General features: G+C 72.4%; 17 protein-coding genes. 12 read left to right on the top strand and 5 right to left on the bottom strand.

Translation table 11 applies throughout. The features are described 5' to 3' along the window. Positions 1-2: 2 nt before the first annotated feature. On the bottom strand, positions 3-950 hold the full coding sequence (locus tag ACFQQJ_RS00480) for a M23 family metallopeptidase (RefSeq protein ID WP_377103097.1): 948 nt from the start codon (positions 948-950) through the stop codon (positions 3-5). Positions 951-1,108: 158 nt separating this feature from the next. Between ACFQQJ_RS00480 and sucC the strand changes: the two genes are divergently transcribed. Beyond that, entirely contained in the window at positions 1,109-2,284 is a 1,176-nt protein-coding gene (gene sucC / locus ACFQQJ_RS00475; protein ID WP_377103096.1) for an ADP-forming succinate--CoA ligase subunit beta, read from the top strand. Positions 2,285-2,295: 11 nt separating this feature from the next. Then, a complete protein-coding gene (gene sucD / locus ACFQQJ_RS00470) occupies positions 2,296-3,183 on the top strand; it encodes a succinate--CoA ligase subunit alpha (RefSeq protein ID WP_377103095.1) in 888 nt (295 codons plus the stop codon). Positions 3,184-3,245: 62 nt separating this feature from the next. Here the strand turns inward: sucD and ACFQQJ_RS00465 are convergent, their stop codons facing one another. Beyond that, entirely contained in the window at positions 3,246-5,348 is a 2,103-nt protein-coding gene (locus ACFQQJ_RS00465; RefSeq protein WP_377103094.1) for a hypothetical protein, read from the bottom strand. Positions 5,349-5,455: 107 nt separating this feature from the next. Between ACFQQJ_RS00465 and ACFQQJ_RS00460 the strand changes: the two genes are divergently transcribed. From ACFQQJ_RS00460 to ACFQQJ_RS00425, 8 genes are all read left to right on the top strand, one after another. Then, a complete protein-coding gene (locus tag ACFQQJ_RS00460; protein WP_377103093.1) occupies positions 5,456-6,688 on the top strand; it encodes a DUF6350 family protein in 1,233 nt (410 codons plus the stop codon). Between the two features lie 61 nt (positions 6,689-6,749). Continuing rightward, positions 6,750-7,325: a phosphoribosylglycinamide formyltransferase gene (purN, locus tag ACFQQJ_RS00455; RefSeq protein WP_377103092.1), complete on the top strand. Its 576-nt coding sequence runs from the start codon at positions 6,750-6,752 to the stop codon at positions 7,323-7,325. Beyond that, positions 7,322-8,881 carry a bifunctional phosphoribosylaminoimidazolecarboxamide formyltransferase/IMP cyclohydrolase gene (purH, locus tag ACFQQJ_RS00450; protein ID WP_377103091.1) on the top strand — a complete coding sequence of 520 codons (1,560 nt, stop codon included), beginning with the start codon at positions 7,322-7,324 and terminating at the stop codon, positions 8,879-8,881. Before purN ends, purH begins: the two co-directional genes overlap by 4 nt. Before the next feature lie 7 nt (positions 8,882-8,888). Beyond that, positions 8,889-9,740, top strand: a complete 852-nt coding sequence (locus ACFQQJ_RS00445; protein WP_377103090.1) for a bifunctional methylenetetrahydrofolate dehydrogenase/methenyltetrahydrofolate cyclohydrolase — start codon at positions 8,889-8,891, stop codon at positions 9,738-9,740. After that, a complete protein-coding gene (locus tag ACFQQJ_RS00440) occupies positions 9,737-10,039 on the top strand; it encodes a DUF3017 domain-containing protein (protein ID WP_377103089.1) in 303 nt (100 codons plus the stop codon). Before ACFQQJ_RS00445 ends, ACFQQJ_RS00440 begins: the two co-directional genes overlap by 4 nt. A gap of 142 nt (positions 10,040-10,181) precedes the next feature. Then, on the top strand, positions 10,182-11,570 hold the full coding sequence (locus ACFQQJ_RS00435; protein WP_377103088.1) for an aspartate aminotransferase family protein: 1,389 nt from the start codon (positions 10,182-10,184) through the stop codon (positions 11,568-11,570). A 106-nt stretch (positions 11,571-11,676) separates the two neighbouring features. Then, complete coding sequence (locus ACFQQJ_RS00430; RefSeq protein ID WP_377103087.1) at positions 11,677-12,276, top strand: TetR/AcrR family transcriptional regulator; 600 nt, start codon at positions 11,677-11,679, stop codon at positions 12,274-12,276. Then, a complete protein-coding gene (locus ACFQQJ_RS00425; protein WP_377103086.1) occupies positions 12,273-13,184 on the top strand; it encodes a hypothetical protein in 912 nt (303 codons plus the stop codon). Before ACFQQJ_RS00430 ends, ACFQQJ_RS00425 begins: the two co-directional genes overlap by 4 nt. 18 nt (positions 13,185-13,202) lie before the next feature. Here the strand turns inward: ACFQQJ_RS00425 and ACFQQJ_RS00420 are convergent, their stop codons facing one another. Continuing rightward, on the bottom strand, positions 13,203-14,921 hold the full coding sequence (locus ACFQQJ_RS00420; protein ID WP_377103085.1) for an AMP-binding protein: 1,719 nt from the start codon (positions 14,919-14,921) through the stop codon (positions 13,203-13,205). 193 nt (positions 14,922-15,114) lie between these two features. On the opposite strand from ACFQQJ_RS00420, the gene ACFQQJ_RS00415 reads away from it, so the two are divergent. Then, positions 15,115-18,690 carry a hypothetical protein gene (locus ACFQQJ_RS00415; RefSeq protein ID WP_377103084.1) on the top strand — a complete coding sequence of 1,192 codons (3,576 nt, stop codon included), beginning with the start codon at positions 15,115-15,117 and terminating at the stop codon, positions 18,688-18,690. Between the two features lie 6 nt (positions 18,691-18,696). Here the strand turns inward: ACFQQJ_RS00415 and ACFQQJ_RS00410 are convergent, their stop codons facing one another. Then, positions 18,697-19,296, bottom strand: a complete 600-nt coding sequence (locus ACFQQJ_RS00410) for a hypothetical protein (protein WP_377103083.1) — start codon at positions 19,294-19,296, stop codon at positions 18,697-18,699. A 190-nt stretch (positions 19,297-19,486) separates the two neighbouring features. Here ACFQQJ_RS00410 and ACFQQJ_RS00405 point away from each other — a divergent pair, with 190 nt between their 5' ends. Beyond that, a complete protein-coding gene (locus tag ACFQQJ_RS00405) occupies positions 19,487-22,276 on the top strand; it encodes a FlgD immunoglobulin-like domain containing protein (protein ID WP_377103082.1) in 2,790 nt (929 codons plus the stop codon). Positions 22,277-22,339: 63 nt separating this feature from the next. Here the strand turns inward: ACFQQJ_RS00405 and ACFQQJ_RS00400 are convergent, their stop codons facing one another. Further along, a complete protein-coding gene (locus tag ACFQQJ_RS00400) occupies positions 22,340-23,329 on the bottom strand; it encodes a malate dehydrogenase (protein ID WP_377103081.1) in 990 nt (329 codons plus the stop codon). Positions 23,330-23,535 lie beyond the last annotated feature (206 nt).

The raw sequence follows: 23,535 nt of genomic DNA, 5'->3' as shown, positions 1-23,535 counted from the left end.
GCTCAGCCCTCGGTGGGCGACGCGGCGTAGGGGTCGCCCTTCCGGTTCGCCTCGGGGTTCCAGCCGATGAACTGCATCGGGTCGGTGCCGCGGCCGTTGATGTAGGCGGAGAAGTGCAGGTGGCAGGCGGTCGACATGCCGGTGGAGCCGACGTGCCCGACCAGCTGGCCCTTGTCGACCTTCTCGCCGACCGTGACCACGTAGTCGGTCATGTGCAGGTAGGCGGTCGCCACGTTCTGGCCGTTGATGTCCCCGTGGTCGATCCGGACATTGTTCCCGGACCCACCGTTGTAGCCCATCTCCGCCTTGACGACCGTGCCGGACTGGGCGGCGTAGATCGGCTGGCCGCACTTGCCGCCGATGTCGTCGCCGTCGTGCAGGCGGTAGTAGCGCAGGATCGGGTGCAGGCGCATCCCGTACGGCGAGCTCACGCCGCCGGCCGTGGGCCACAGGAACTTGCTCAGCGTCTTGAGGCGGTCGATCTCCTTGGAGATCACGGTCGCCTGGCCGCTCAACTCGGAGCTGCGGGCGGAGGCCGCCGCGCTCTCCTGGGTGTCGGTGACCTGCTCACCGCTCTGCGCGAGCTGCTCGGAGCGTTGCGCCGCGAGGTCCTCCAGCGAGGGGCCCTCGGTCGCGGTGGCCACAGTGAGGGCCGGGATGCTCGAGACGACGAGGGGGCCCTGGTCGGCGAAGGCGGTGCCGGTGGCGTTCGTGGAGGAAGCGGTGAAGGCTGAGAAGCCGGCGACCGCGATGCCCGAGACGACCACGACGGTGGCGCCGCGCTTGATCAGCTGGCGGATTCCCTGAGCCGGCTTCGCGGGGGCGGGCGCCGAGGGGAGAGCGCGACGTGGCTTGTCAGGCCGCAGTCGAAGTCCGTTCACCAGTCCCCCGTCGAGTTCCCCAGTACACCGCTCGGGCCCGGTCCGGCCGGGCAGGAAGGAGCTTAGCATTTCTTAGGCTCTTTCTCAGAATCGTTCAGGATTTGGGTAGGAGATCTTCTTCGTGCCGTTTCCGGCGGGGGCTGGACGCCCTGCGTGCGCGGTGCTGGCCCTGCCTACTAGGCTCGGGACGGCAGCCGGAGCGGCGATCAACCAGGGACGGAGTCGGAGTGGATCTGTTCGAGTACCAGGCGCGGGACCTGTTCGAGGCGCACGGTGTGCCGGTGCTGGGAGGAATCACGGCGCGCACCCCCGAGGAGGCACGCGCCGCCGCCGAGCAGCTGGGGACCCCGGTCGTCGTGGTGAAGGCGCAGGTGAAGACCGGCGGGCGCGGCAAGGCCGGCGGCGTGAAGCTCGCCCGCTCGCCGCAGGAGGCCGCCGAGCGCGCGTCCGAGATCCTCGGGCTGGACATCAACGGCCACCGCGTCGAGACGGTGATGGTGGCCGAGGGTGCCGACATCGCCGAGGAGTACTACTTCTCCCTGCTGCTCGACCGTTCCACGCGCCACTACCTGGCGATGTGCTCCACCGAGGGGGGCATGGACATCGAGACGCTCGCGCGCGAGCGTCCCGACGCACTGGTGAGGGTCGAGGTCGACCCGCTCGCCGGGCTGGACGAGACCGTCGCCCGCGAGATCGTCGACGCCGCAGGGTTCCGCGAGTCCGACCGCGAGGAGCTGGTCCGCGTCCTCGTACTGCTCGGCGAGGTGTACCGCGAGAACGACGCCACGCTGGTGGAGGTGAACCCGCTGGTGAAGACCGGGGAGGGGCGGATCGTCGCGCTGGACGCGAAGGTGACCCTCGACGACAACTCCGCCTTCCGGCACCCCGACTGGACGGCCTACGCGGACGAGTCCTCCGACGACCCGCTGGAGATCCGCGCGCGGGAGAAGCACCTCAACTACGTCAAGCTCGACGGCTCGGTGGGCATCATCGGCAACGGTGCGGGCCTGGTGATGAGCACCCTCGACGTGGTCGCGGCCGCGGGCGCCGACCTGCCCGGCCAGCCGCGCCCGGCCAACTTCCTCGACATCGGCGGCGGCGCGTCCGCCCAGGTGATGGCCAACGGCCTCGACATCATCCTGTCCGACCCGCAGGTGAAGGTGGTGTTCGTCAACGTGTTCGGGGGCATCACCGCCTGCTCCGAGGTGGCGAAGGGCATCATCGACGCCCTCGGCATGCTGGGGGAGCGGGCCACGAAGCCGATCGTGGTGAGGCTGGACGGCAACGCCGTCGAGATCGGACGACACATGCTGGCCGAGGCGGCCCACCCGCTGGTGCAGGTGTCGGAGACCATGGACGATGCGGCCCGCCGGGCCGCCGAGCTGGCCGCCGCGGCCGAGTAAGGACCCCGCACATGTCGATCTGGTTGGACCAGCGCTCCACCGTCATCGTCCAGGGCATGACCGGCTCGGAGGGACGCAAGCACACACAGCGGATGATCGGTGCCGGCACCCGTGTCGTCGCCGGCGTGACCCCCGGCAAGGGCGGCCAGTCGGTGACCTTCGAGGAGGCGCCGGTGCCGGTGTTCGACACGGTCGCCGAGGCCAGGGAGGCCACGGGCGCGACCACGTCGGTGGTCTTCGTGCCCGCGGCCTACACCCGCCAGGCCGTCGTCGACGCCGTGGACGCCGGGCTCGACCTCACCGTCGTGATCACCGAGGGCGTCCCGGTGCGGGACACAGCGGAGTTCGTCGCGTACGCCCGCCAGTCGGGCCACACGCGCCTGATCGGCCCGAACTGCCCTGGCCTCATCTCCCCCGGGAAGTCGAACGTGGGCATCATCCCGCCCACGATCTCCGGTCCCGGGCGCATCGGCCTGGTGTCCAAGTCGGGGACGCTGACGTACCAGATGATGTTCGAGCTGCGCGACATCGGCTTCTCCACCGCCGTCGGCATCGGCGGCGACCCCGTGAACGGCAGCACCCACATCGACGCGCTCGAGGCGTTCGAGGCCGACCCGGAGACCGAGGCGATCGTGCTCATCGGTGAGATCGGCGGGGACGCGGAGGAGCGCGCCGCCGCCTACATCGCCGACCACATCACCAAGCCGGTGGTCGGCTACGTCGCGGGTTTCACCGCGCCGGTCGGAAAGACCATGGGCCACGCGGGGGCGATCGTCACCGGCTCCGCAGGCACGGCCAAGGCCAAGAAGGCGGCGCTGGAGGCCGCCGGCGTCGCCGTGGGGCGGACGCCGAGCGAGACCGCCTCACTCATGCGCGAGATCGTCGCCGGCCTGGCCTGAGGGCGCTGCCCCGAGCGCGGCGGGAGGACCGCTGCGCGGGTTCCAGCCGGACCGGTGAGGGGTCAGCCCTGCGCGGCCCGCTGGCCGGCGCGCAGCGCGATGGCCTTCCACTGGCTGTCGGTGAAGTCGAAGCTTGAGCTCGGGTTGCCGAGCAGGTAGACGACCTCGTCGTCCACCGTGAGCACGGCCACGCGGTACAGCACGGTGGTGGTCTCGGTCTTCTGGCTGATCAGGAACGTCGAGCCGGCGACGGAGGAGTCGGCGTCCGCGTTCCCCTTCACCGACGGGCCGTCCTTCACGGTGGCGGTCGGCGCGCGGTCGGCGCAGCCGTTGATGTTCTTGGTGAGCTTGGCGGCCAGCTTCGTCGCGGCGTCGGGGCTCGAGAACGCGTAGGTCACCATGTCGACGCCGAAGCCGTTCGGTGCGGCGGTGTCGTCGGCGAGCAACAGCGTCCGCTGGCCCTGGGCGACGGTTCCGGTCACGGCCTCGAGGTTCATCGCCTCGCACTGGCTGCCCGGGATCACGAGGGTCGTGGACGGGTCGGTGGCCCCCCAGCGTCCGGCGCCGGCGGTGATGCGCGGCAGGTCGGCCTCGACCAGCCAGCCCTTCGGCTCGCCGGCCGGAGGCGGGACGTTGGCGGTGGTGATGCTGCTCGGGCAGGTGCCGAGCTCGTTGCCGCACTGGCGGCTGAGCGCCGTCGCGGTGGCCCGGGCCAGGTCGTCGGCCGGAACGGCGGCGTCGGTGGTGGTGATGTCGACCAGGCTCACCGAGCGTCCCGTCCGGCTCAGCAGCAGCGTGTGGAACTGGTCGGGCGTCTCGTGGGCGACGAGCCGGACGGCCATGGCGCTGTCGGCGAGGCCGCTGACGTCGTTCGCTCCGCTGATCCAGGCCGTGCCGTCCTTGCACGTGCCGGCCTGGGTGAGCCGCAGGTCGTAGGCGGTCGTTGCGGCGGCGACGTCGGCGTAGGTGTCGACCACCTGCACGACCGAGGCGGCCGGGTTGGTGGCCGAGGTGGTCTTGCGGGACGCGGTGCGCAGGGCGTTCGGGAGGCCGGCGGCGTTCGTCGGCAGGCAGGTGGGGCGGACGCTGTCCGTCGTCCCGGTGGACTCCGTCCAGGTCTGGCCGGCCAGCGTGCCGAGGTCGGCCGTCGTGAGCAGCGGGTCGAGGGCGGAGGCGGTGGACGGGTTGGCCGTCGTGCCGCTGGGCGCGCCGGAGCGCAGGGTGAGCAGCCAGACCGCCGCGGCGACCAGCACGGCGACGACGGCGACCGAGGCGATGATGATCAGGGCCGGCCGTCCGCTGCGGTCCCGCGGGGCGGCTGCCCGGCCGGGCCGGGTGGGACGTTCCGGGGCGTCGGGGGTGCCGGTCGCCGGCGTCGTGGCGGGGGTCGGCTCCGCGGGAGCTGCGGGGGCTGCGGCGACGGTCGCCGTGGCCGGGGCGGGGCGCGCGGTGTCCTCCCCGGTCGCGGCCGGTCGCGGCTTCCGTCCGAAGAGCCCCTTCTTGCGGGGAGCCGCTGCGGCCGGGGCGTCGTCCGGCTCGGGCGTGGGTTCGGGGGGCGCGGCCGGGGCTGCCAGGGAGGCGTTGGAGGACGCCGGCGTCGCCCAGTCCGACGGCAGTGGCGCGGTGGCCACGGAGCGGGGGCCCTCCTCCGCGGCGCCGGGACGGGGCGGGGTGGGAGTCTTCGCTGGAGCCTCCGGGACGGGTGCGGCCAGGGCGTTGCGACTGGCGGAGGCTGCCGAGGCCGGCGCGGGGATCGTCACCGGCGGCGGAGCGGTCGGCCGCGGCTGGGGAGGGAACCCGTCGATGGGGGAGAGCGGCGACGTGGCGCTCACGGCGGAGCGGCGCGGCACGTAGGTGAACTCGCTCGGCTCCGCGCTCGCGGAGAACCGCCGCCCGGCCGAGGCGGGAAGCGCCGATTCCGGCTGCGGCAGCACGGGAGCCGGCGGCGGTACCGGGGTGGTCGCCGGCACGTCCAGCGGGTCGTCCGGGCTGTCGGGGCTCGACGGGGTGAGGGCGAGCCGGCGCAGGCGGGCGGTCGAGGTCAGGGGAGAGGGCTCGTCGGGGGAGAACGCGCGGGCGAAGCGGCCGCCGGACGGCGCGTCGTCGCCGTCGTCGGGGAGCGGGCCGAGCGCCCTGCGGGGCGTGGGCGAACCCTCGTCTGCCACTGCTCTACCTTGCCGTCGACGCCTGATGACCGGGCCAGTGTAGCGACGGCGGGCGTGTCCCCACGACCTTCGCGGGGCGTGTGGGTGAGCATGGACGCACCATGCCGATGCCCAGATCCAGGGACCGCCGACGGGTGAGGCTCACCGTTTCCACTGCCCGGACGGTCCGCCTGCCCACCACGCCGGACGGCCCGCCGCTGCTGCCGTGGCCCGTCGCCGCGCTCGGCGGGGGGCTCCTCGCGGGGCTCGCCGGCTCGCTGCTGGTGGCCGGCGTCCTGCTGGTCGCCTGGCTCAGCGCGATCGCGATCCCGCTGTCCACGGTGCTCGGCTTCGCCGGGGGCGTCTGGCTGCTGGCCCACGGCGGCGTCCTGGTCGTGGGCACCGACCAACTCACGCTGGTTCCGCTCGGGCTCACCCTCGGCTTCGGCGCGCTGTGCGTCTCGGCGGGCCGGTTCGCCTACCAGCAGGGGCGCCTCGCCCACGCCGGTGAGGTGGACGGCCGGCAGCGCCGCCGCCTGTTGTGGGGGTCGGTCGGCCAGGTCGCCGCCGGCTACACGCTCTTCGCCGCGGTGCTGGCAGCGCTCGTCTCCGGCGCGGCCCAGCTGTGGCGCCCCGCCCTCGGCGCCCTGGTCGTCAGCGCGTGCGGCAGCGCGATCGGCGCCGCGCTCGCCGCGGGCCTGCGTCCCTGGGCCGCCGGGCCGGACTGGCTCCGCAGGGGCGTGCGCGGCACGGCAGTGGGCGCGCTGGGCCTGGTCGCGATCGCCGGCGCGACCCTCGCCCTCGCCGTGCTGTTGGGCGAACAGCGGGTGGCGGCGCTGGAGGACCCGCTCGTCCTCGACCCCGGCGGCGTGTTCGTCTGGTCGGTCCTCGTGCTCGCGTACCTGCCCAACCTGCTGGCCTGGGTGCTGGCCTGGCTGTTGGGCGCCGGCTTCACCGTCGGCAGCGGGTCGCTGGTCTCGCTGTCCACGACCCAGCTGGGCATGCTGCCGTCGCTCCCGGTGCTGGGGGCGCTCCCCCCGGTGGGCGCCGCCGACCCCTGGATGCTGGTCTGGCTCGCCGCGGGGGTGGCCGTCGGCGTCCTCGCCGGTGTCGTGGCGGTGCGCCGCGGCCGCGAGGAGACCGCCGGTGGACTGCTCGCCGCGGCCCTCGCCGGGCTCGGGACGGGACTCGTCGCGCTGGCCTGGGCCGCCGCCAGCCGGGGCGGCCTGGGCAGCCTGCGCCTGGCGGAGCTCGGGCCCCGCCTGCTGGAACTGCTCGCGATCGGCGTCCCGCTGCTGCTCCTGAGCGCCTGCGCAGGTGGCATGGGGGCCTGGCTGGTGGCTCGCCGCGCCGCCGCCTGAGCCGCGTCCGCGGACGACGACCGACGCCGGGCCGGACGTCCGCGTTCGGTAAGGTCTGGCCATGCCGATGCGCCTGGTGGTCCTGGTCTCGGGCTCCGGCACCCTGCTGCAGGCACTCCTCGACGCCGCCGCGTCGGGGGACCTCGACGCGCGCGTGGTCGGCGTCGGCTCCGACCGTGCGGGCGCCCCTGCCCTGGCCCGCGCGGAGGCGGCAGGCGTCCCCACCTTCGTCCACCCGCTGGCCCCCGGCGCCGACCGCGCCGCCTGGGACGCGGAACTCACGCGGCTGGTGGTCGCCTTCGAGCCGGACCTGGTGGTGAGCGCCGGCTTCATGAAGCTGGTGGGCGCGGCGTTCCTCGCCCGGTTCGGCGGGCACATGATCAACACCCACCCGGCGCTGCTCCCGGCCTTCCCGGGCACCCACGCCGTGCGCGACGCGCTCGCCCACGGGGTGCTCGTGACGGGCTGCACGGTGTTCCAGGTCGACGCCGGCGTCGACTCCGGCGAGATCCTCGCCCAGGAACCCGTCCGCGTCCTCCCCGGAGACGACGAGGACGTCCTGCACGAACGCATCAAGACCGTCGAGCGGCGCCTGCTGGTCGACACCGTGAACCGACTGAGCCGAGGGGACAGATGACCGACCTGCTACCGATCCGCCGCGCGCTGGTGTCCGTGTACGACAAGACCGGGCTGGTCGAGCTCGGCCGGGCGCTGGCCGACGCCGGTGTCGAGATGGTGTCGACCGGGTCGACCGCGGCCACCCTGGCCGGCGCCGGGCTCGCGGTGACCCCGGTGGAACAGGTGACCGGCTTCCCCGAGTGCCTGGACGGGCGCGTCAAGACCCTGCACCCCCACATCCACGCCGGCCTGCTCGCCGACCGGCGGCTGGCGTCGCACCGCGCGCAGCTGGACGAGCTCGGCATCGCCCCGTTCGACCTGGTGGTGTCGAACCTGTACCCGTTCACGCAGACCGTGGCCTCCGGCGCCGGCCCCGACGAGTGCGTCGAGCAGATCGACATCGGCGGCCCGTCGATGGTGCGGGCCGCGGCGAAGAACCACCCGTCGGTGGCGATCATCACCTCGCCCGCCCAGTACCCGCAGCTCGTGGACGCCCTTGCGGCCGGGGGCTTCACCCTCGCCCACCGGCAGGCGCTGGCCGCCGCTGCGTTCGTGCACACCGCCACCTACGACGTCGCGGTCGCGTCCTGGATGGGCAACGTGCTCACCGACTCCTCCGGTGGCGACGGGTTCCCGGCCTGGGTGGGTGCCACCTGGGACAAGCTCGGCACGCTGCGCTACGGCGAGAACTCCCACCAGCGCGCCGCGCTGTACCGCAGCGGGTACGGCCCCGGCGGCCTGGCGACCGCCCGCCAGCTGCACGGCAAGGAGATGAGCTACAACAACTACACCGACGGCGATGCCGCCTATCGGGCGGCCTACGACTTCGCCGAACCTGCCGTCGCGGTGATCAAGCACGCCAACCCGTGCGGGATCGCGGTCGGTGCCGACATCGCGGAGGCGCACCGCAAGGCCCACGCCTGCGACCCGGTGTCGGCCTACGGCGGGGTGATCGCTGCCAACCGTCCGGTCAGCGTCGAGGCGGCACGACAGATCGCGGAGATCTTCACCGAGGTCGTGATCGCGCCCGGCTACGAGGACGGTGCCCTGGAGGTGCTCCAGGCGAAGAAGAACGTGCGCGTCCTCGAGGCGGGGCCCTACCCCGGCGGCGGCGTCGAGTTCCGTCCGGTCAGCGGGGGCCTGCTCCTGCAGGCGGCGGACCGCATCGACGCCGACGGCGACGACCCGCAGAACTGGCAGCTCGTCTCCGGGGAGCCCGCGGACGCCGCGACGCTGGCCGACCTCGTCTTCGCCTGGCGGGCGTGCCGCGCGGTGAAGTCCAACGCGATCCTGCTCGCCTCCGGCGGCGCCTCGGTCGGCGTGGGCATGGGCCAGGTCAACCGGGTGGACTCGTGCCGGCTGGCGGTCGAACGGGCCGGTGCCCGTGCGGCCGGTTCCGTGGCCGCCTCGGACGCGTTCTTCCCGTTCAACGACGGGCCGGCGATCCTCATCGAGGCCGGGGTGAAGGCCATCGTCCAGCCGGGCGGGTCGGTGCGCGACGCGGACACGATTGCCGCGGCCCAGGCCGCCGGTGTCACCATGTACCTCACCGGAACCCGCCACTTCTTCCACTGAGGACCCGATGACCGCGCAGATCCTGGACGGCAGGGCCGTCGCCGATGCCATCAAGGGGGAGCTCGCCGTCCGCGTCCGGGCGCTCGCCGCGCGCGGCGTCCGTCCGGGGCTGGGGACGGTGCTCGTCGGGGACGACCCGGGCAGCCGCAGCTACGTCGCCATGAAGCACCGCGACTGCGCGGAGGTGGGCATCGAGTCGATCCGGGTGGACCTCCCGGCGGACGCGACTGCGGAGCGGGTGGCCGAGGCCGTCACCGGGCTGAACGAGGACCCCGCGTGCACCGGCTACATCGTCCAGCTGCCGCTGCCGCGCCACCTCGACGAGAACGCGATGCTCGCCCTGATCGACCCCGCCAAGGACGCCGACGGCCTGCACCCGATCAACCTGGGCCGGCTGGTGCTCAACGAGCCGGGCCCGCTGCCGTGCACGCCGCGCGGCATCGTGGAGCTGCTGCGGCGGCACGGTGTGCCGCTGGCCGGCGCGGAGGTGTGCGTGATCGGACGCGGCGTCACCGTCGGCCGTCCCCTCGGGCTCATCCTCACCCGCCGCAGCGAGAACTGCACGGTCACGCTGTGCCACACGGGGACCCGTGACCTCGCCGCCCACACGCGCGCGGCGGACATCGTCGTGGCCGCGGCCGGTGTGCCGCACATGCTCACCGCCGACATGATCGCCGAGGGTGCCGTGGTGCTCGACGTCGGCGTCAGCCGCGTGGACGGCAGGCTCACCGGCGACGTCGCGCCCGACGTGGCGGCGAAGGCGTCCTGGGTGGCCCCGAACCCCGGCGGGGTGGGGCCGATGACCCGGGCCATGCTGTTGTCGAACGTCGTCGACCGGGCAGAAGAGCTCGGCCGATGACCGCGCCGGCGGACGAGCGTCCCCCCAAGAGCTTCCTCCAGCAGGTGCTGGGGCAGTGGCCGCTGGCCTCGGTGCTCGCCGGCGTCACCGCCGGGCTGGTGATCGTGGCGATGAGCCACTGGCGTGCCGGCAGCACCCTGATCGGCCTGTCGATCACGGCGGGCGGGCTGCTGCGGCTGATGCCCCAGCGGCGGGTCGGGCTGCTGGCGGTGCGCAACCGTGCGCTGGACGCCGTCGTGCTGCTCGGCATCGGCATCGGCATCACCGTGCTGGCCTGGTGGGTCCCGCCCAGCCGCTGACGTCCGGCGGTCCCCGGGCCCGGCAGAACCGGCTGCCGCCGCCGGGCGCCCGGCGCTAGGATCGGACTGGCTCGCGTCGCCAGGCCGGTCGCGGCCCCGATCACACGACACCCGGTGCCAGGCCGACCGGTTCGGGGATCCCATGACCACGTCCACCACAGCCCGTCCCATCGACCGCGCGCGCATCGCCGAGCTCACCGAGGCCGAGCAGGCCCGCCTCGACCAGCGCACCAGTGCCTCCCGCGACCTCTACGCCCGCGCCCGCGCCCACCTGTCCGGCGGCGTCGCGTCGTCCTACCAGGGACGCGACCCGTGGCCCATCTACATCGACCGCGGCGAGGGCCCGCGCATCTGGGACATCGACGGCACCGAGTACTTCGACTTCCACAACGGCTTCGGCTCGATGGTGCAGGGCCACGCCCACCCGGCGATCGGCGCGGCCATCGCCGCGCGCTACCCGCAGGGCACCCACTTCGGCTGCGCGACGCCGGACAGCATCGCCGTGGCCGCGGAGCTCTCCCGGCGCTGGGGGCTGCCGCAGTGGCGGTTCACCAACTCCGGCTCGGAGTCCACGATGGACGCCATCCGCATCGCCCGCGCCTACACGGGCCGCGACACGGTGATGAAGATCTTCGGCTCCTACCACGGCCACCACGACACGGTGATGGTGTCGATCGGCGTCGCCTACGACGCCATCGGCGACCGCGAGAACCTGGCGTCGCTGCCGTACGGTGCCGGCATCCCGCAGTCCGTGGTCGACATGACCGTGGCCGTGCCGTTCAACGACGCCCCGGCCATGGAGCGGCGCATCCAGCGGCTCGCGGCCGAGGGGCGCCTGCCCGCCTGCGTGATCATGGAGGCGGCCATGATGAACCTGGGCGTGGTGCTGCCCGACCCCGGCTACCTCGAGGCCGTCCGCGAGATCACCCGCCGCTACGGCATCGTGCTGATCTTCGACGAGGTCAAGACCGGCCTGTGCGTGGCGCCGGGCGGCGCCACCGAGCGGTTCGGCGTCGTCCCCGACCTGGTCACGCTGGCCAAGGCGCTGGGCGGCGGCCTGCCGTCCGGTGCCATCGGCGGCACGGCAGAGGTGATGGCGGTCGTCGAGGACGGCTCGGTCTACCAGGTCGGCACCTACAACGGGAACCCGCTGTCGATGGCGGCCGCGCGGGCCTCGCTGGAGGAGGTGCTGACGCCGGCGGCGTATGCCCACCTCGCCCGCCTCAACGACCGCATCCTCGCCGGCACCCGCGACGTGATCGCCCGCTACGACCTGCCGGGCTACGCGGTCGGCATCGGCTCCAAGGGCTGCGTGACCTTCTCGTCGTCCCCGGTGCGCGACTACGAGACGTTCAAGGCCAACCAGGACGTCGACCTGACCACGCTGACCTGGCTGTGGAACATGAACCGCGGCATCTTCGCGACGCCCGGCCGCGAGGAGGAGTGGACGCTGTCGGTGACCCACACCGACGAGGCGATCGACCACTACGTGGCCGTCTTCGACGAGCTGGCGGCCGCGCTCCGCGCCTGACCCTGGCCTCCGGCCGGGTCACCTCCGGGTGGCCCGGCGTCGTCGTCTTGCGCTCAGGATCGCGCATCCCTAAGATGCAAGCAAGTACTTGCATACAGGAGTGGAGATGGTGACAGGAGCGGCCTCGAAGGTGCTCGACGCGGCGTCCCGGCTGTTCGCCGAGCGCGGCTACCAGGCGACGACGACCCGGGCGATCGCGGACGCGGCCGGGGTGAACGAGGTGACGGTGTTCCGCGCGTTCGGCAACAAGCAGGGCATCCTGCGGGCGATCGGGGAACGGCTGGCCGCGGCGCAGGCCGGACACGTCGCGCGCGACCTCGGTGGCACCGACGTGCGCTCCACGCTGCGCGAGCTGGCCCGTCAGGAGGTGGCGAACGGCCTGGCCGAGGGCGCCCTGGTGACCCGCCTCGCCTTCGAGGCGGGCTCGGTGGCCGAGGTGGCGGAGGTGTTCGCGGACGGCCCGAGCTCGAACCTCGACGGGCTGGCGGGCTACCTCGCCGAGGCGCAGGCCGCCGGGCGGCTGCGGGACGACGTCCCCGCCCGGACCATCGCGGAGGCCTTCTTCGCGCTGACCTCCAGCTTCGTGATCACCCGGACGGTGCTCGGCGGTGCCGTCGAGGACCCGGAGGTGCTGGACGCGACCGTGGGCGACCTGTTCGAGCTGTTCTGGAGCGGCGCTGCGCCGCGGAGCGAGGGGGAGAAGTGAGCACCACGCGCGTCCGGCTGCTGGCCGGCTACAGCGTCCTCGTGGCCCTGCTCGCCGGCACGGCCGCGGCGATCGGCATCACCCAGCGGGGCAGCGGAGCGACGGCAGAGGCGACCAGCATCCTCGGTGAGCGGTACAGCTACGCCATCGACGGCGTCTACGCGCACAACGCCGTCCGGGTCGTCGCCGAGGGCGTCGGCTGGGACGCGGTGACGTTGTTCCTCGCCGTCCCCGCCCTTCTGGTGGCAGCCGTCTTCGTGGCCCGCGGGTCGCTGCGCGCACGCCTGGCCGCGCTCGGCCTGTTCGGCTACCTGGCCTACCAGTACCTGATGTACGCGATGTTCTGGGCGGTCGGGCCGCTCTTCCCGCTGTTCGTGGTGCTCTACCCGTCCGCGCTGCTGGGGATCGCCTGGATCGTCGGGACGCTCGACACCCGGGCGCTGGCAGCGGCGGTGGGTCGGGGGTTCCCCCGGCGGACGCTCGCGGTCTTCGCCGCGGTGATGTCGGCGATGCTCGCGGCGATGTGGGTGCCCCGGATCGCCGCCGGGATCGCCGGGGACCCGGTCGGGGCCAACCTGCTGGGCACGCCGACGCTCACCGTCCAGGCCCTCGACCTGGGGCTGGTGGTGCCGCTCTCCCTCGCCACCGCCGTGCTCGTGTGGCGCCGTCACCGGGCCGGCTACGTGCTGGGTGCGCTGTTCACGGTGAAGGCGGTGACGATGGCCGGCGCGATCGTCGCCATGCTGGTCTCCGCCTGGATGGTCGAGGGGACCCTCGAGGTCGTCCCGTTCGCGATCTTCGGTGCCGCCACCACCTTCGCCGGCGTCCTCGCTGCCCGGGTGCTGCTTGCCGTCCCCGACCGCCTCGCCGCCGTGCCGCCCGTCCCGGAACCCGTCAGCGGCCGGTGAGCTGCGAGGCGGAGCCGGTCAGCGGAAGTCGCGTTCGTGGAACTGGCCCTCGGACGCGTCCCCGGCCACCCGGTGGGCCTCGCGCTCGCGCAGCTCGACCCGGCGGATCTTGCCCGAGATGGTCTTGGGCAGCTCGTTGACGAATTCGACGATCCGCACCCGCTGGTAGGCCGACAGGCGCTCGCGGGCGTGGGCGAAGATCTCCGCGGCCGCGTCGTGCGGACGGGCCGCGATGTCCTGCACCAGGCAGATGAACGCCTTCGGGACCGCGGCGCGCAGCGGGTCCGGGCTGGGCACGATCGCGACCTCGGTCACGTAGGGGTGCTCCAGCAGGATGGACTCCAGCTCGAAGGGGGAGATCTTGTAGTCGGAGGCCTTGAACACGTCGTCCGCCCGCCCGACGTAGGTGAGGTAGCCCTCGTCATCGGCCGAGGCGATGTCGCCGGTGTGGTAGAAGCCGTTGCGGCAGGCGTCAGCGGTCATCTCCGCGTCGTTGTGGTACCCCGCCATCAGCCCGAGGATCGGCCGGGACAGGTCGAGGCAGATCTCGCCCTCGTCCGTCCGCTGCTCCCCGGTCACCGGGTCGAGCAGGACCACCGGGTACCCGGGCATCGGGCGTCCCATCGAGCCGTCCTTGACCACCTGGCCGGGGGAGTTGCCCACGCAGCAGGTCATCTCGGTCTGGCCGAAGCCGTCGCGGATCGTCGCCCCCCACGCGCGGCGGACCTGCGTGATCACCTCCGGGTTCAGCGGCTCGCCGGCGCCGAGGAGTTCCCGCGGCGGCGTGCCGAGCTGGGTGAGGTCGGCCTGGATGAGCATCCGCCACACGGTCGGCGGGGCGCAGAAGGTGGTGACGTCGTGGGTGTCCATCACGCGCATCAGCGCGCCGGCGTCGAAGCGCTCGTAGTTGAAGACGAACACGGTCGCCTGGGCGAGGAAGGGGGAGAAGAAGTTGCTCCAGGCGTGCTTGCCCCAGCCGGGGGAGGAGATGTTCAGGTGGACGTCTCCGGGGCGGACGCCCAGCCACCACATCGTCGACAGGTGGCCCACGGGGTAGGAGACGTGGGTGTGCGCCACGAGCTTGGGGCGTGACGTGGTGCCGGAGGTGAAGTACAGCAGGCTGAGGTCGGACGCCTTCGTCGGTGCGCTCGGCGTGTACGCGGTGGGCGCCTTCTCCGACTCCGCCATCGAGACCCAGCCGGACGGGGTGCCGTCGCCCACGCCGATGCGGAGCACCTGGCGGGGCAGTCCGGCCAGGCGCGACTTCAGCGCCGTGGGAGCCACCACGACGGACGCGCCGCCGTGCTCGACGCGGTAGCCGAGGTCGGCCGATGACAGCAGGGTCGAGGTGGGGATCGCGACCGCACGGATCTTCAGCAGCGCCAGCAGCAGCTCCCACAGCTCGATGGTGTTGTTGAGCATCACGATCACCCGGTCGCCGGCCCCCACACCGAGGCTGCGCAGCCAGCGGGCGACCTGGTCGGAGCGCAGGGAGAGGTCGGCGTAGGTCCACGACCGGGCGGTGAGGTCCGCGGAGACGATCGTCACCGCGGGACGGTCGGGGTGCTCGCCGGCGACCACGTCGAACCACTCGGTGGCGAAGTTGAACTCGGTCAGCTCCGGCCAGCGGAAGCCGTCGACCGCGCCGCGGTAGTCGGTGGCGTGGGCGAGCAGGAAGTCGCGCGCCTCACGGACGGTCTGGGTGGCGGCGGTGGCCGGGCGTCCGACGGGTGGCATGGGGATCACATCGCTTCTGCTGGAGAGGTCGCCCCCAAGCCTAAACTGCGCCTACGTAACCGTAAGTAGGTTTCCACGGCTGAACGAGGGCGTACGGGCTTCCCGGTTCTGCCACGGGCGAGCCGTGCGGGCCGATAGTGTCCGGACGGTTTGCCCACAGGCCCGCCCCCGCGGGCCCAGCCGAGGAGTAGAAGTGAAGCGGTCGTTGTCGCGTCGGATGTGCGTCGTCCTGGCATTGGCGGTGACTCTCCCCGGCTTCGCGCCAACGGTCGCCCGTGCTGCCGAGGACGTGTTGCGCACGCCCCTCGCCGTGTCCCCGGTGAAGACCGGCGTGATCGCGGCGTCCGGACAGAGCCTCCTCGCCTACGCGACCTCGGCCCAGCTCAGCACGGACCGTGGGAAGACCTGGGAGCCGGCGGCCTTCGAGGACCGTGATGACCTCTGGCTCGACTCCGTCCACTCCACCAAGGCGGTGCTCACCGACTACGGCCAGCTGGTCGATGTGTTCGACCTGGCCACCAACCGGAACGTCGAGTACTCCGTACCGGACGAGGTGGGCGAGGTGTTCGGCGCCAGCGCAACGGTCGCCCTCACCGGTCTCTGGGACGACGGCATCAAGGGCTACTGGTACTCGGCGATCGACCTCGCCACCGGCGAGGTGACCGAACTCCTCGACGACTGGTTCGACGACTGGCCGTCGGGCTACGACAGCAACGACCAGTCCCTGATCTACGGCATCGTGGGCGAACAGGGTGCTGTCCTGCAGACCAACTACATCTACGACAACGTGCAGGTCGCCACGGACATCGACCCGCTGCTCCTCGACGGAGGGATGGGCGGGGACATCTTCCGGGTGAAGGGGTACGTCCCCTACGTCGGCATCGTGGGCGATCGCGTGGAGTACGTGAAGCGGGTCGACAAGGCGGTGTCGGTCTGCTCGCGCCCCCTCGACGGGATCGGGGAGACGTGCGCTCTGGTCGCCACGCTGGGTAGCGCATCGCACAGTGTCATGGCCGACCGGTCCGGTGCTGCGATCCGCCTGGAGCTCAACGGCGTCGAGTACCTCTGGGAGAACTCCCAGCTGACGCGTGTGTCCTACGTCGGTTCCTCCGCCGTCTGGACGGGCATCGGCGACCCGGACCGACCGCTGTTGCGCGTGTCCACCACCTCCTCGGGGAGCATCCAGGAGGTGGCAGCCGACGGGGCGTCCACCAAGCTGTTCGACGACTTCGGCGACCCGATCACGCCGCACTACCTCGACCTCGCAGCCGACCGGGTGGCCGGCTTCGACAAGCGACTGAGCGCGTGGAGCCGTTCGCTGTCCGCCGAGGCGATCGGCCCTGAGTCGGTCTTCGGGGCCCACACCTCGACCGTGGCGCTCTCTTCCGGTCGCACCGTCGTTGAGGGCGAGACCGCGCTGACCTTCTACGACCGCGGCACGAAGAAGTCGACCTTCGCGACCACGGGGTCCCTTGTCGACGCCAGCGGCCCGTACGCGTTGGTGAACGTGGCTGGCAAGGGCTCCATCCGCACCTCCTCCGGCGCGGTCGCTGCCACCAACCCGGTCGGCATCTTCGGCAGCCGGTACGTCAGCAAGGTCGATGCCAGCCACTTCAGGGTTCTGGATGTGGCAGACCCGCAGTACGCGGTCGGCCCCATCGAGTTGACCGCCGGCATGGGTACGTGGACTCCCTTCCAGACTCGAATGTGGGGCGATTGGGCCAGCTTCGACATGGAGGTGGGCGACGCGATCAACACCCACGTCTACAACGTCGCCGACAACGAGTGGGGCGGCCTTTACGAGAACGGTTCTGTGATCTCCCTCGGCGACGGTGTAGCCGTCGTCTGGGACCACATCGCGGAGAAGCTCGTGTTGTGGAACTACGTCACCGACGAACGGGTCGACATCGAAGGTGACATCGCGGCGCTCGACGATGCCAACCACCTCGTCTATGCCGACGACGACGAGCTGATCGTCACCACCGTTCCGGGTGCCGGTGCTTCGGCGCCGCGCATCCTCGGCATGGTGGCGCCGTCCACGAGCTTCAACCCCAACGCGGGACCGTGGAAGGTGGACTTCGACGCCACCAAGCCGCTGGCCGAGTCCGTGCTGGAGATCAGCCACGGCACCGGAGAGGACAAGGTGATCGACAGGGTGATCACCGTCCCGGCGTCCACCGACGGCTCCCTCCGCGGCGTGAGCTGGGACGGCCGCAACGACGACGGCGAGTGGCTGGCCGACGGTGACTACGCCTGGACGCTGCGCACCGCTGTGGTCAGCGACGAATCCCCGGCGCTGGTTGCGATCGACGGCACCTCGCCGGTGACCGGCATCGTGACGGTGAAGGCGGCGAACCTGGGCACGGCGACGGGCCCGACGCCGAAGATCTCCGACACGACCCCGACGGTCGCCCAGACCCTGACCGCGACCCCGGGTGCCTGGACGCCGGCGAACGTGCAGCTGGCCTACCAGTGGTACCGCGGCACGACCGCGATCCCGGGGGCGACCGCGTCGACCTACGCCGTGCAGCCGGCCGACGCCGGGCAGGCACTCAAGGTGAAGGTCACCGGCAGCTGCCCGGGGACGGAGTCGTTCTGCCGGGGGTACGCGACAGCGTCGAAGACCTCTGCTGCCACCTCGACGGTGGCGAAGGCGACCATCACCCCTGCGCCGGTGCCGACTCTGGACGCCACCTCCGCGGTGGTCGACACCCCGCTCACGGCGACCACCGGGGTCTGGGGGCCCGATCCGGTCACCCTGTCCTTCCAGTGGTACAAGGTGAACTCGAAGGGCACGTCCTCGGCGATCAAGGGCGCCACGGCGACCACCTTCACCCCGACCGGCGCCGAGGTCGGCTACAAGCTGAAGCTCAAGGTCACGGGCACCAAGCCGGGCTACACCACCAAGGGGGTGTACTCGGCGTTGACCGGCAGGGTGGCCACGGCGAACTTCACCTCGGTGGCGGACCCGACGGTGACCGGCTCGGTCAAGGTCGGCATGCCGCTGACCGCTGTTCCTGGCGCCTCCGACCCGGCCGCGAGCTACTCCTACCAGTGGTACCGCGGAACGAGCACCATCAGTGGCGCGACCGCGGCCACGTACCGCACGACGGCGACCGACCTCGGCAAGCAGATCCGGGTTCGGGTCACGTACAAGCGCTCCGGCTACGTCAGCGTCTCCCGCTACTCGGCGTTCACCGGCGCGATCGAGCCGGGGATCATCGCGGTCACGCCGAAGCTGGATGACACGACTCCGGTGGTGGGCCAGGTGCTGAAGATCACCGACGCGACCTCGATCGGGTCCTGGAATCCGTCCGATGCCACGGCGGCCTACCAGTGGTACCGCGACACCACCGCGATCCCGGGTGCGACCGAGGCGACCTACGAGGTGCAGTCCGCGGACGTCGGCAAGGCGATCAAGGTGAGGGTGACCGGGTCGAAGGACGGCTACTCCTCGGTGGCCAAGACCTCGGCGGCGTCCAGCGACGTGGCCAAGGGCACGTTCACCACGAAGCCGGTCCCGACGATCGAGGGCGAGCTGACGGTCGGCTCCACGCTGACAGCGGTGCACGGCGACTGGTCACCGGCGCCGACCTCGTTCACCTACGCCTGGTACCGGTCCGGTACCGCGATCACCGGCCAGGCCGCCAGCACCTACACGGTGGTGGCTGCCGACGCCGGCAGGACGATCACGGTGAAGGTGACCGCCGTCCGCAGCGGCTTCACGTCGGCGAGCGCGACCTCGGCGGGCGCGCTGATCCCGGCCTGATCCGGGTCAGCCGCAGGCCGGCGTGCCCCCACCGATCGTGCGGGCGCGCTGGTCGGTGCTGCCCAACCGGTAGGTGAACCCGTCGGCGAGGGTGACCACGAGGTCGTCGCCGGACGTCGACGTCGTCGCGTCCTCCCGGTCGAGGAGCGACTCTCGCTCGGGGCGCCACTCCGTCCCCCGCGGCAACCTCAGGCCGGCGGTGCCGGCCTCGGGCTCGACCTGCCACTGCCGGGCAACGGCCGGCCGGCCGGCGAAGGTGATCTGCAGCGCTCCCCAGCTCAGCACGGTCGCCGCGCCCTCGCAGGACGGGGCGCTCGAGGGGGCGCCCAGCGCGGTGGCGAGGGACTCCCTCGCCTCGGCGGGGGAGGTGCGGCCGAGCACCACCCCACCCACGCGATCAGGGAGGACCGTCACGGATCGGCTGGGCGGCCGGGGTGCCTGGCCGGACGGGCGCGGCCGGGTCGTGGTCGGGGTCGCGTCGGCGGCCGGCGTGGACCACGACAGCGTCGGCGTGACGGTCGTGGACGACGGCAGGGGGGTGCCGGGCTGCGTGCATCCGCCGAGGGTGAGCAGGACCGACACCGCCACCACGGATCTGGTTGGCACTCCCACCGGTCGTCCTCTCCTCGCTCGATCGTCATGGTAGGGCCTCGGCGAGGAGCGCCCTGCCACCCCGGGGAGCGTCGGGTGGCAAAGGACCGTGCAAGTGCCCCCGACCTTTCCCTACACGCTGAGATCGGCGGGCGGTAGCCTTCGCTTGTCGGCGGTCGATGGGGATGCGCTCGCCGGTGGGGGAATGATGCTCGCGAGCCAGCCCAACCGCTCGGGATTCGGACGCCGCTGGGTCGCCGTGGGCGTCGGCCTCGTCCTGGCCGCCGGCGCGATGGTGCCGCTGGCGACGCCGGCCGCCGCGGAGGAGGACGGCGTGCCGGTGGCGACCGGTCCGCGTCCCACCCGGGTCCTCGCGGCCTCAGGCACCGACCTGGTGATCAGCGACGTGGACGTCACGGCCGGCACCGGCCGGACGCTCATCTCGCACGACAACGGCCTGACCACCGAAGCCGTCGAGGACGTCCCGACCCGTCCGGCCGACGTGGTCGCGCGAGGGGCGGCCGCCTGGCGTGAGGGCAACACCGTCCGGCTGCTCAACCTCGCCACGGGGGACGCCGGCCAGGTGACCCTGACCGGGACGCTGTCCGGCGTCAGCACCACCCACGCCGTGGTGGACGCCTCCGGCTTCCGCCTGGTCGACCTGGGGACGCTCGAGGAGGCGCCGCTCTCGCTGGACAATGCGCTCCGGCCCCCGTCGAACGCGATCTACCCGGGGGAGTCCTGGGTGGTCGGCGACGACGCCCTGCTGCGGCTGATCCGCTACACGTCCTCCCGCAACGGCGCCTACTCCCGCTACCTCGACGTCGACCCGGTCCCGGTCGCCGGCGGCATCGGTGCCGCCCCGTTCCGGATCAGCGGCTGGGTGCCGTACCTGGGCCTCACCCGGGTGCTGGTGAACGCCGTGTCCACCCCCGCCATCGAGTACGTCGTGCACTCGGGCAGCTCGGTGAGCTACTGCACGCGCCTGCTCACCGACGCCCGGACCCTGCCGAAGGCCTCGTGCAGGAAGCTGCTCTCCACGTCGTCGTCGGTCACGACCGCGGCCGTCGGTGCCGCCCGCTACGGCGAGGTGATCGGGCTCTCGGTCAAGCGGAAGCCGTTGCTGTTCCAGGCCGGCAAGGTGGTCAAGGTCAGGACGCCCGCCGGCGCCACCGTCAACGAGTTCACCGGGGTGGGCGATCCGGCCCGTCCGCTGGTGCGGTCGGGGAACGACCTGGCCGCCAGCACCTACGCCGTCGACACCGCCGGTGTCCTCTCGCTGCTCTACGCCGACCTGACCGGGCCCAAGCCGCCGTCCGGCCTCGACCTGTCGGCCACCCGGCTGACGGGCCTCGACGGGCGCGAGCGGGCGCAGGGCTGGTACCGCCCGGTTGACGGGGCCGGGGTCGGCGACGAGACCCTGCTCGCCGGGGCGACCCGGGCGCTCAGGACCTCCGCTGGACGCATGGTGGCCGACACCGCCTCCGGCCTGCGCTTCTACGACCGCGACGCCCTCACCGGCACCGCGAAGGCGGTCTCCTCGCTGCAGGACGTCAGCGGGCCCTACACCTGGGTGAAGAAGGGGTCGGCGTCGACGGTCCTGCTCCCGGGCGGGACGTCGGTGGGCACGCGGGTCGCGGCGATCTTCGGCAGCCGGGTGGTGGAGTTCAACGCCTCCCGCACCGGCGGCACGCTGCGCGACCTGGTCACCGGTGTCTCGTTCAACCTCCCACCGGTCGCGGAGGACTACGCCTACGGTGCCGCGATGCTGTTCGGTGACTTCCTCGTGCTCGCCTCGACGGCCGGGGAGGCCCAGCTCGTCGAGGCGTGGCAGGTCACCCCGGACCACCTCGGTGACCTGATCGGGTCGGCGCAGTCCGCCTGGCCGGTGGCGATGGGCGACGGCGTCGTCGTCCTGTTCAACTCCAACACCGGGTACTACCACCCCTGGCCGCTGACCGACGACTTCAACGCCGCGCAGGACGGCTCCCAGCCGATCCTGGACGCCGCCGCAGACGTGGCGCCGGCCGTGGACGGCGACGCCACCCTGGTCTACTCCACAGGCACCCGGCTGCTGACCGTCGACCTGACCAGCTACCACGACGTGGCGCTGGTCGCCGACACCGAGGCCCGCGTCCTCGGCTCCGTGGCGCCGGCCCGGTTCGAGGTCAACGCCACCTGGACCCTCGACCTCGACCTCACCAAGGCCGTCGACGCGGGGAAGGTCGAGATCCTGGACGGCACCGGCGCGGTCGTGCGGACGATCGCCACCCCGGCCTCCACGGACGGGTCGCTGCGCGCCATCTCCTGGGACGCGATGACGGACCTGGCCGAAGTGGCCCCCGACGGGATGTACACCTGGCGCTACGTCGCCGACTCCGCCGACGGCACCGGTGCGGTCACCACCGTCGCCGGCGACGCCACCCCCACCGGCACGGTCACCCTGTTCACCACCCCGGTGAAGGCCGGTACGCAGAAGGTCGCCGGCACGCTGCGGGTGGGGGCCACGGTCAGCGCGTCGGGCACGTGGACACCCCCGCTGCTCACGATGGGCTACCGCTGGTTCCGCTCCGGCGTCCCGATCGACGGGGCGACCGCTGCCCGCTACACGATCGTCCCGGACGACCTCGGCAAGACCCTCGCGGTCGAGGTCGCCGGCACGAGCCGCCGGGGCAGCATCGTCACGGTGATGTCGACGAACAGCGCCAGGGTGGCCGCCGGCCGGTTCGCGATTCCCACGCCGAAGCTGACCGGGACCGCAGCCGTCGGCCAGTCGCTGGTCCTGGTGCGCGGTGACTGGAGCCCCGAACCCGCCTACGCCTACGAGTGGTACCGCGGGACCACCCGGATCACCGGCCTGGACCCCCTCGCCACGTCCTACGAGCTGACCGCGGCGGACAAGGGCAGGAAGATCCGGGTGAAGGTGGTCGGCAGCGCGCCCGGCTACACCACGGCCTCCGCCTACACCGCCTACTCAGCGACGGTGGTCGCCTGATCCGGAGAAACGACGTGGGCGCCGGCACCCCCGAGAGGTGCCGGCGCCCACGGGCGTTCAGGCTCAGATCAGGCCGAGTTCCTTCACGGCGTCCCGCTCGTCGACCAGCTCGGCGACAGAGGCGTCGATCTTCGCGCGGCTGAACTCGTTGAGCTCCAGGCCCTGGACGATCTCGTACGTGCCGTTCTTGACCACGCACGGGAACGAGGAGATGAGGCCCTCGGGCACGCCGTAGGAGCCGTCCGACGGCACCGACATCGACACCCAGTCGCCCTCGGGCGTGCCGAGCACCCAGTCGTGCATGTGCTCGACGGTGGCGTTCGCGGCGGAGGCGGCCGAGGAGGAGCCCCGGGCGGCGATGATCGCTGCGCCCCGCTTGGCCACGGTCGGGATGAAGTCGTTCTCGAGCCAGGCCTGGTCGTTGATCAGCTCGGCGGCGTTCCGGCCGTCGACGTCGGCGTGGAACAGGTCGGGGTACTGGCTGGCGGAGTGGTTGCCCCAGATCGTCATGTGCTTCACCGAAGTCACCGCGACGCCGGTCTTCTTGGCCACCTGGCTGATCGCGCGGTTGTGGTCGAGCCGGGTGAGGGCGTTGAAGCGGTCGTTGGGGATGTCGGGGGCGTTGTTCATCGCGATCAGCGCGTTGGTGTTCGCCGGGTTCCCGGTGATCAGCACCTTGATGTCGTCCGCGGCGACCTTGTTCAGGGCCTTGCCCTGGGCGGTGAAGATGGCGCCGTTGGCGCTGAGCAGGTCGGCCCGCTCCATGCCGGCGGTGCGGGGACGGGCGCCGACGAGCATGGCGAGGTTGACGCCGTCGAAGACCTTCTCCGCGTCGTCGCCGATCTCGACCTTGCTCAGCAGCGGGAACGCGCAGTCGTCCAGCTCCATCACGACGCCCTCGAGCGCCTTCAGGGCCGGGGTGATCTCGAGCAGGCGGAGCTCGACGGGCTGGTCGGGCCCGAGCAGCGCGCCGCTGGCGATGCGGAACAGCAGGCTGTAGCAGATCTGGCCGGCTGCGCCGGTGACAGCTACCTTGACGGGGGTCTGGCTCACGATGGGCTCCTCGATGAGTGTGATGCAGGGTACGAGTCGCATCCGACGCTAGCAGTTGGCGACGCGTCCGGGAGCACGCTTCCAGCCCCTGCCACGGCCGCTGGGAATTGGTGCAGTCAGCCGGTGCGCCGCGGGAGCCTGCGCGCCCGGGCGGGTGCGCCCGCGTGCGCGGGGAACGGGCGAGCAGCCGCCGGGCGCGCGACCCG

The organism is Propionicimonas sp. T2.31MG-18 (assembly GCF_964266745.1).
Lineage (GTDB): Bacteria > Actinomycetota > Actinomycetes > Propionibacteriales > Propionibacteriaceae > Propionicimonas.
Note: the sequence above shows the minus strand (reverse complement) of the source record. Positions and strands in the feature narration are given on the sequence as shown.